Below are 8,626 nucleotides of genomic sequence, written 5' to 3'. Positions count from 1 at the left end.
AGACTGACATTTTTTCATATTATTGAGTTTGTTTGGCTTACTTGATTGATTATACGGATAAAAAAAAAGCTGGAAATCAGCTTTCATAATGAGAAATGACTTTGAAAATTTTTATTCAAAAAAGGCATTAACATTTGTTAGTATCTTTTTTAAACATACTTTTGACTAAAATACCCGCCCACTTATGATAAAATAGCAATGAAAATTTCAGCAAATCACGGAAGGAATCACGGAAAATTGGACAATACAGCTTTAACAGACTACTTAAAACAAAAAAAATTCCCGATCGTAACTAAAGAGTATAAGAAATATCTACTCTACGAAGGAATTCAAGACCACCATGTTTACATTTTGAAAAGCGGCGTCATCAAGACCAGTGTCATCTCCAAAGATGGGCGCGAATTCAATTTGGAATACATCAATGATCTCGAAGTAGTATCATTGTTAAAGGATGAATACTCTCAATTTATCGATGCCCCCTTTAATATTCGCGTCGAATCCGAAAAGGCCGAGCTTTATCAAATCGATCGGGTCGAATTTTGGAAAGACATCAATCAAAATTTTGAACTGCAAATCTACGTTAAAAACTATTACCGCGAACGGTTGCTTAAATCAATGAAGCGAACCCAGCAAATGCTGATGAACGGCAAGTTCGGTGCCGTCTGTACCCAGATTTATGATCTGTACGATAAATTCGGTGTTGAATTTCAAGAGGGCGTCTTAATTGATTTTGTCGTAACGAATGAAGAAATCGCTCATTTCTGCGGTATCAATGCCGCCAGCAGCGTCAGCCGTATCATGCATGATTTGAAAAGCTGCGGCGCGATCAAAATGATCGATCGAAAAATTTTTATTAAAAACGTCGAATTGATCAAAGACAATATTATTTTCTAAATCAAAAGCTCCAGCCAAGAAAATTACTCGGCTGGAGCTTTTTTTAGATTTCCGTTCCATATTCGACCGGCTTATCAAACTCTCCCGGTGCATCATCATAAATATGCCCATAGATAAATACTGGCATCCCGATATAACTATACTCGTAAATTTGAGCGACCTGCGCTTTCGGTGTATTCACACAGCCATAGCTTCCCAAATCGGTCAGATAGGCACCCGGCTGACCAAAATATTGCAATTTATGATCCGTGTCATGCAGTCCGATCTCCGTGATCGTCTGTCCATAACTTAAAAGCGGCAGCCAATAATCTACCGGAACGTTATAAGTGCCGTCTCCCGTCGTCAGAACGCCGCTTAAATCGACATTCCGCCGTTTATCCATAATAGTATGGAAACCTGGTACCGTTGCTGTCCCCTTATTATATCGCCCTGTAATCACGTCAGTCTCAACGACCAGCTTCCCTTTATCAAAGCAGTACATTTTTTGATTGTCTAAATCAACCTCGATATAATTTTTGGTTACATGCAGCGGTTGTTTTTTCGTGTCGCCTTTTAATACCAGCTGAATTGTTTTAGTATCGGGATTCTTCAATTCTTTAACGATTTTTTTGACAGACTGTTCGATATCAATGAACCAGCCATAATTTCCAACATTTTTGTAGCGCAAATGCTGCCCATGGATATTGGTAAAATCAACCGATTGATAGATGGTCGAATATTCCCGCTCCAAATCCGCTACCCACTCAGTGATCGAAGCCTGATCGAAATTCCCCTGATCATCGACAGATGCCGCCAGCATTTGTTCCGTCAAAGGAATCGTTTTTTTGTTCAGCCTTAATTTAATCCCGCGTTTTCTGATCTCCTCCAGCTTCTGTGGAACATTTTTCTGCTCTAGTTCCTTCGCTCTGATTTCCGGCTCACGATAAAAATCGGCTAAATCATATTCTGTTTGTAATGTTCCTTCATCAAATGCTGCGCAGAGTTCTTTGCGAATACGAATTGAATCAACCATCGTCCCGCTTTTTTCCGGCTCAATCCGAAACTTATTTTCCGCATAGATGATCTTCGCATCCTTTGCAGCTTTTCCCCCAAGAAAAGTGGCCGAATTGATCGCTTGGACCAAATTTTCTTTTGCCCCCTTTTTAAACGGCAGGCTGAACTCTCCTCTGCGAATATTTTTCTTCAAATAGTCAGTATCAATCTGATACGGTGAAGTCAGCTGCAATTGGACGGTTTGGTTCTCACCCTTCAATTGAATCTCCACCTGTTTTGTTTCTTGCCGAATTTTTTCTTCTGCCTTATTCACTGATAAGCCGCCAACAGCGACATTCGCGACAGTTGACCCAAAGTAAAAATGTGAACCAAAATATAAGAAAATCAGCATAAAAAAGGTCATTGCCCCCGCAACAACACCAACAATCCGCAGCACTACTCGATTTTCATGCTCCTCCAACACCTATCACCCACTTTATTAAGCCCGATAATTACCCATATTATAAATCAAATAACACTTTTTTTATTCTTCAATCATAATTATTAATATTTTTTAACATTTTTGGTACAAAAAAGATTCTGAAGCTCAAATATGAGCCTCAGAATCTTCTAAAAAATCTATTTTGCTAAAATTAAAATTATTTTTACATTTTCGTGTGGTCGGTACGTGAAATAACATCACGACGTTGTTCCGCTGTTAAGTCACGGAATTTCACGGCATAACCTGATACACGGATCGTAAAGTTCGCATATTTCGGATTGTCGATATCTTTGTCCATTTCTTCTAATAGTTCACGACCAAAGACATTGACGTTCAAGTGGTAGCCGCCTTTATCAAAGTAGCCATCTAAAACTTGGCGCAGGTTATCTACTTGCATCGCTTCGTCATCCGTACGGCCTAATGCTCCTGGATTGATCGTTTGCGTATCAGAGATACCATCTTGTGCGCAAGAGTAGTTCAATTTCGCTGTTGAGTTCAATGAAGCCAATAGCCCATTTTTCTCACCTAAGAATTTACCATCTTGATAACTTGGGTTCGCACCTGGTGCCAATGGTTTGCCGGCACGACGTCCATCTGGTGTATTCCCAGTATTTTTTCCGTAAACAACATTAGAAGTGATCGTCAATAATGACAATGTTGGTGTTGATTCACGGTAAGTGTGCTGACGTTTGATTTGAGTCATGAAGTACTCAAGAATCCAGTTTGCCATTTCGTCCGCTTCATCGTTGTCATTTCCGTAAGTTGGGAACTCATTTTGCGGAACATAGTCGATTGCCAAGCCGTCTTCATCGCGGATCACTTTCACGTTTCCGTGTTTGATCGCCATCAATGAGTCGGTCGCATGAGAAATCCCAGCGATCCCTGTTGCAAAGGTCCGTTTCAAGTCTGTATCCATCAAAGCTAATTGTGGTGCTTCATAAGCATATTTGTCATGCATGTAATGAATCACATTCAGCGTATTTACATATAATTCTGCTAACCAATCTAAAACATCTTTGTAGCTGTCCATGAATTGATCAAAGTCAATGCTTTCGCCTTCTAATGGACGGAAACGCGGAGCAACTTGCATCTTAGTCATTTCATCGACACCGCCGTTGATCGCGTAAAGCACTGCTTTAGCCAAGTTGGCACGAGCACCGAAGAATTGCATATCTTTACCGATTACTGTCGCAGATACACAACAAGCGATCGCTGCATCATCTGATCCCCAGTATTGACGTAATAGATCGTCATTTTCCAATTGGATCGAAGAACTTTGTTTCGCAACCTTCGCTGCGTAAGTTCTGAAGCCTTCTGGTAAATGTGAAGAATATAAAACAGTCAAGTTTGGTTCTGGTGAAGGGCCCATGTTCGTCAATGTGTGTAAGATACGGAAGTCATTCTTCGTAACTAATGAAGAACCATCCATGTTCATACCCGCTAATGACAAGGTTGCCCAAATTGGGTAACCAGAGAATAATTGGTTGTACTCAGGAGTCCGAGCAAATTTCACCATACGTAATTTCATGATCAAATGATCGATCATTTCTTGTGCTTCAAATTCAGTAATCAAGCCGTTGTCTAAATCACGTTGGATATAGATATCCAAGAAAGCAGAGATACGGCCGATTGACATCGCAGCACCATTTTGTGATTTGATTGCTGCAAGGTAACCGAAGTATAACCATTGGATCGCTTCTTGAGCATTTGCTGCAGGTTTTGAAATATCATAGCCATAGCTTGCGGCCATTTCTTTCATATCTGCTAAAGCACGATATTGTTCAGAAACTTCTTCACGTAATTGGATCACGTCGTTAGTCATAACTTTGCTGCCGACATTTTTCCAATCTTTTTTCTTTTCTTTCATTAAGAAATCAATTCCGTATAACGGAACACGACGATAGTCACCGATAATCCGTCCACGTCCATAAGCATCAGGTAACCCAGTGATGATTTTATTTTTACGAGCTAAACGCATTTCATCTGTATAAGCATCAAACACACCTTGGTTATGAGTTTTGCGCCATTTGTTGAAAATGAATGACATGTCATCGTCTACTTCGTAACCATTTGATTCCAACGCTTTATTGGCCATGTTGATTCCGCCAAAAGGCATGAATGCTTGCTTCAAAGGTACATCTGTTTGCAAACCAACGATTTTTTCTTCTTCCTTGATCAAATAGCCAGGCTCATGAGAAGTGATTGTCGCTGGAATATTAGTATCCATATCATATACGCCATTCTTTTTGTGCTGCACTTCAAAAAGTTCTTGTAACTTATCCCACAGTTTTTCAGTACTTGGTGCTGCACCTTCTAAGAAGCTGTCGTCACCTTTGTATTCTGTGTAGTTGCGTTTGATGAAGTCTAGGGTGTTCACTTCATGCTGCCAGCGTCCTTCGTTAAAACCTTCCCAAGGGTTCTTTGTTTGTTCTACAGTTTTTTTGATTGTTGTAGTTTCCATATGCGCGCTCCTTTGTTAAATAGTTTCATAATAACTTAAAATGATTATAACAAAGGAATCTGTTTTAAGAAAGGGCTTTTTTGGCTTCACATCTTCATAAATCCTTTTAAAATAATGATAATTCTCTTATTGTCGACAACCTCCTGTTACACTTTTCACTATAACAGATAATGTAATTGATAATGACAGTTTCTACTTGATAGCAACATTTGCTCACTAATATACATTTCCTTCTCCTGCATTTAGTGAAAAACAGAGGACTGATACAGTCCAGCTTGTGAAAAATCTCTCCCTTCAAACTCTCATAATAGAAAAAAAGCAATCGAAAAAAAATTTTATTCTCATTATTCTAAATAGTTCTTTTTAATTCAACAAAATGGTTTTTCGTTGTTATCAAATAGTTGCTGCCCGCACTCAATGGCCATGCCTTCAAGATTTCGACTTGCTAGAATAATTATTAATTAAAAATGATTAAATTTATTTTAAAATTGTTAGCTAGTTGTTTTTTGAACGTCCCTCTTAATTATTTTATCTTTATGTCTAAAAAAATGGCGAATTGTTCCAGTTAAAAATATCCAAACTAATTAAGTTGGTATACAATATCAAACATATGTGTTTTTTTAATTAGGGAGGTACTTTATGTTAGAAAGGTATATCGAGAAAAATATTTTTCGCCAAGTTTACCTTTGTCAGCAGTTGTATCAAAAAAAAGAAATTGAATTGCAGACAATGGCTGAACGATTGAATGTCTGCACGGTTACGATCACGAATGATCTCGAAGTATTGAGAGAATCCTTCACTCGAGAGATCACGACATTTGAAAAAAACAGAAATACCTGCAGCGTTTCCTTTGATCCGACCTATTCTTTATTGGAATTGACTCAGCGGATCTATCGCCGTTCTGACTTTCTACGAGTCTTGAACGATTACTTAATCGGAAATACCCATTGGTCCGAAATTGCTGAAAAGGAGTTTCTTTCTACTAGTAAGATTTATCAGATTCGAGCAGACATTTTTGCTTTTGCCGAGGAACTGGGCTGTTTACAGCAAGACCGCCAGATCAAGCCGCGGGAAAAAGATCTTCGGTATTTATTTTTAGCGATCGCAAGGTATACGGGTGATCGTTCTGCCATCCCCTTTAATAAAGTTGTCGCAGCTGCCGCAGGAAAATTGATCGATTATGTAGAGGATCATTTTTTTGCACGGGACTATCCCACTAGCGAGCGGGAGATTATTATTTTAGGGATTCAACTCGGCACTCAGCGGGCGAGACATTCCACCCTTCAGTTTTCTGAAGAAGAAAAGGCAAGCGCTCGGCAAACGCCTCTATTCAGATTATTGCAAGAAGGTATTAAAACCTTAGATTCGACTATTTGCGCAAATGAAGAAGAATTATTTTATGTTTATTCTCTCTTCAACGCCAGGAACTATCTTTGCAATAATTTGGAGCTGCTGCAAAAGGATTTTGAAGTTGTCTATCAAAACCACATCCAGCGATACCCTGAAATCGAGAAGCTGCTGCAGGAATTGCGCTCTTCTTTAAATATTTCGCCAGAAAATGAACTGCTCTTGAAAAAAGCCTTTTTACCTTTTATCCGTTCTACTTGGGCAGACATGCAGCTCTTCCAGCCTGACTTGATTTATCTCTTGGACAAGGATCAGCTGGAACTCTACCAAACCATCCAAACGATCTTAGACAAATGGTCGGCTGTTGGACAAACAACGATTCATTGGAATACGAATCTCATTCGTAAAATGACCTTGATCCTGGATCTCTTGCACAGAACGACCTTCGATGAAAATATTGAGTTGTATATCGTCGCTCCTTCTGACTTCAACTTTTTATATTATCGAAAACAACTGGAGACTCTGCTGGATGATCATTTTGTTATCAGCAACATGATTTATAATACGCTGGATGAGGTCGTTGACGATGTCTTTTTCTGTTCAAGACGAGTCATCGTTTGTGACACTGCCTTGTATCAAGCAGATTTAGGCAGCGAGAATACCTTGATTTTTCCTGTGTCCCTAAAAACGATTGATGAAACCTGCATAGCGATCAATCAGATTCTTCGCCCCAGTAAGAAAGGCTTCGCGAACTCGCTCAGCTTTTGAGCAATAAGACCAAAATATTTCTAAATTGCTTCTCAAATTTCGAAATATTTTTGCTTATTGCCGATATGCTAGTTCTGCTTAATGCTAATTTAGCAGCAACTGTATGCGGAACTTGTGTAGAAAAGCTAGTTCGTGAAGCCAGACATGGATATACCCGCTACAAAGCGATTTATTCATCTGAAAATTTTATACTTACTTTATGGTCGAAAAAAGCCTGAAAGGATAAGGTCCTTTCAGGCTTCTTCTTAGTGAGTAAATCCATAAGTTTTGATTTCTGGTTTTTCATGATATACCAAGTGTGCTTGATTCAAAGCGTCAATTGCTTCTTGCATGTCTTGAACATAATCACAGGCCATGTTCATGCCAAAGTCAGCACGAATAACTAAACGTTGGATGATTTCTTGATCCAAATTTTTAGGAAGCGGATAAGCTGGTACCTGCCACCCCTTCATCAATAAACGGTCCGCTAAATCATATAAGGTCCATTCACGAGAGACATCCTTTTTCAATTTGTAGCAAACAATTGGTAATTGTGAACCATCATTAACGATTTCAAACAAGCCGGTTTCTTCGATGGCTTTAGCCAAATACAGCGCTACGTTATGTGTACGTTCATGAATGGCTTTATACCCATCAAAACCGTAACGAACGAAATTATAATATTGACCAATCAATTGTGCCGCACTATGAGAGAAATTGATCGCCATGGTTGGCAGCTCACCGCCTAGATAGCTGACTTTGAAGATCAGTTCCTTTGGCAAATATTGTTGGTCACGCCATAAAACCCAACCCACACCAGGGTATACTAAGCCATATTTGTGACCTGAGGAATTGATCGAGATAACATTTTTTAGGCGGAAATCCCAAACAAGTTCAGGTTCAGTGAAAGGCGCATAAAAGCCGCCGGAAGCAGCATCCACATGGATATAGACCTTGTAGTCTGTTTGCTTATTATATTCTTCGACTAAATCATTCAAGCCTTTAATATCATCATAACGACCTGTGTAAGTGATCCCCATGATCCCGACGATTCCGATCGTATATTCATCGACATAATCCATTACCTGATCTAAATTGATCGACATGTGTTCTTGATCCAGCGGTACTTCACGCATTTCAACATCCCAATAAACACAAAATTTTTCCCAGCAAACTTGATAACCAGAAGAAATGACTAAATTAGGTTTTTTAGCATTAAGATCTAAGCCCAATTTTTCCGCGCGTTTTCGCCAAGCAAACTTCATCGCCATGCCGCCCAGCATACACGCTTCTGAAGAACCAATCGTTGAGGTTCCCATAAATTTTTCCTTTTCATTGGCATTCCAAAGATCAGCGATCATATTCACGCAGCGATTTTCGATTTCAGTCGTGCGGGGATATTCTGATTTATCAATGGCATTTTTTTCTAGCGTTTGACTCATTAATTTAACTGCTTCTGGTTCCATGTAGGTTTGACAGAAGGTTGCTAAGTTTAAACGAGCGTTGCCTTCATCCAGCATCTCATCTTGGACCAATTGATAGGCTACCCGAGGTTCAATGGATGCTTGATTCAATTTATATTTCGGCAGATCAACTTGTTCACTTTCTGAACCAAAGATTGGTTCTAAATATTCTGCTTCATCGCGATTTTCTTTTCCATATAACATGTGTATATCCTCCTAAATAGTTCGTTTACTTTATCT

The 8,626-nt window shown here is 39.2% G+C and carries 5 protein-coding genes; 2 read left to right on the top strand and 3 right to left on the bottom strand.

Going from position 1 to position 8,626, the window contains the following annotated elements; genetic code table 11:
• The first annotated feature begins 237 nt into the window (after nt 1–237).
• On the top strand, nt 238–894 hold the full coding sequence (locus A5875_RS16270; protein ID WP_088934711.1) for a Crp/Fnr family transcriptional regulator: 657 nt from the start codon (nt 238–240) through the stop codon (nt 892–894).
• Between the two features lie 43 nt (nt 895–937).
• Here A5875_RS16270 and A5875_RS16265 read toward each other — a convergent pair whose 3' ends face one another.
• Together A5875_RS16265 and pflB are read right to left on the bottom strand one after the other, a co-directional pair.
• A complete protein-coding gene (locus tag A5875_RS16265; protein WP_254911883.1) occupies nt 938–2,350 on the bottom strand; it encodes a L,D-transpeptidase in 1,413 nt (470 codons plus the stop codon).
• Between the two features lie 181 nt (nt 2,351–2,531).
• The gene (gene pflB / locus A5875_RS16260) at nt 2,532–4,829 is read right to left on the bottom strand and encodes a formate C-acetyltransferase (RefSeq protein ID WP_088934558.1); all 2,298 of its coding nucleotides are present in this window, start codon (nt 4,827–4,829) and stop codon (nt 2,532–2,534) included.
• Between the two features lie 639 nt (nt 4,830–5,468).
• On the opposite strand from pflB, the gene A5875_RS16255 reads away from it, so the two are divergent.
• On the top strand, nt 5,469–6,944 hold the full coding sequence (locus A5875_RS16255; RefSeq protein WP_088934557.1) for a helix-turn-helix domain-containing protein: 1,476 nt from the start codon (nt 5,469–5,471) through the stop codon (nt 6,942–6,944).
• Between the two features lie 245 nt (nt 6,945–7,189).
• Here A5875_RS16255 and A5875_RS16250 read toward each other — a convergent pair whose 3' ends face one another.
• On the bottom strand, nt 7,190–8,590 hold the full coding sequence (locus tag A5875_RS16250; RefSeq protein WP_088934556.1) for a glutamate decarboxylase: 1,401 nt from the start codon (nt 8,588–8,590) through the stop codon (nt 7,190–7,192).
• Nucleotides 8,591–8,626 lie beyond the last annotated feature (36 nt).

The organism is Enterococcus sp. 3H8_DIV0648 (assembly GCF_002140655.1).
Lineage (GTDB): Bacteria > Bacillota > Bacilli > Lactobacillales > Enterococcaceae > Enterococcus_A > Enterococcus_A hulanensis.
This window is presented reverse-complemented; position numbering and strand designations above follow the sequence as displayed.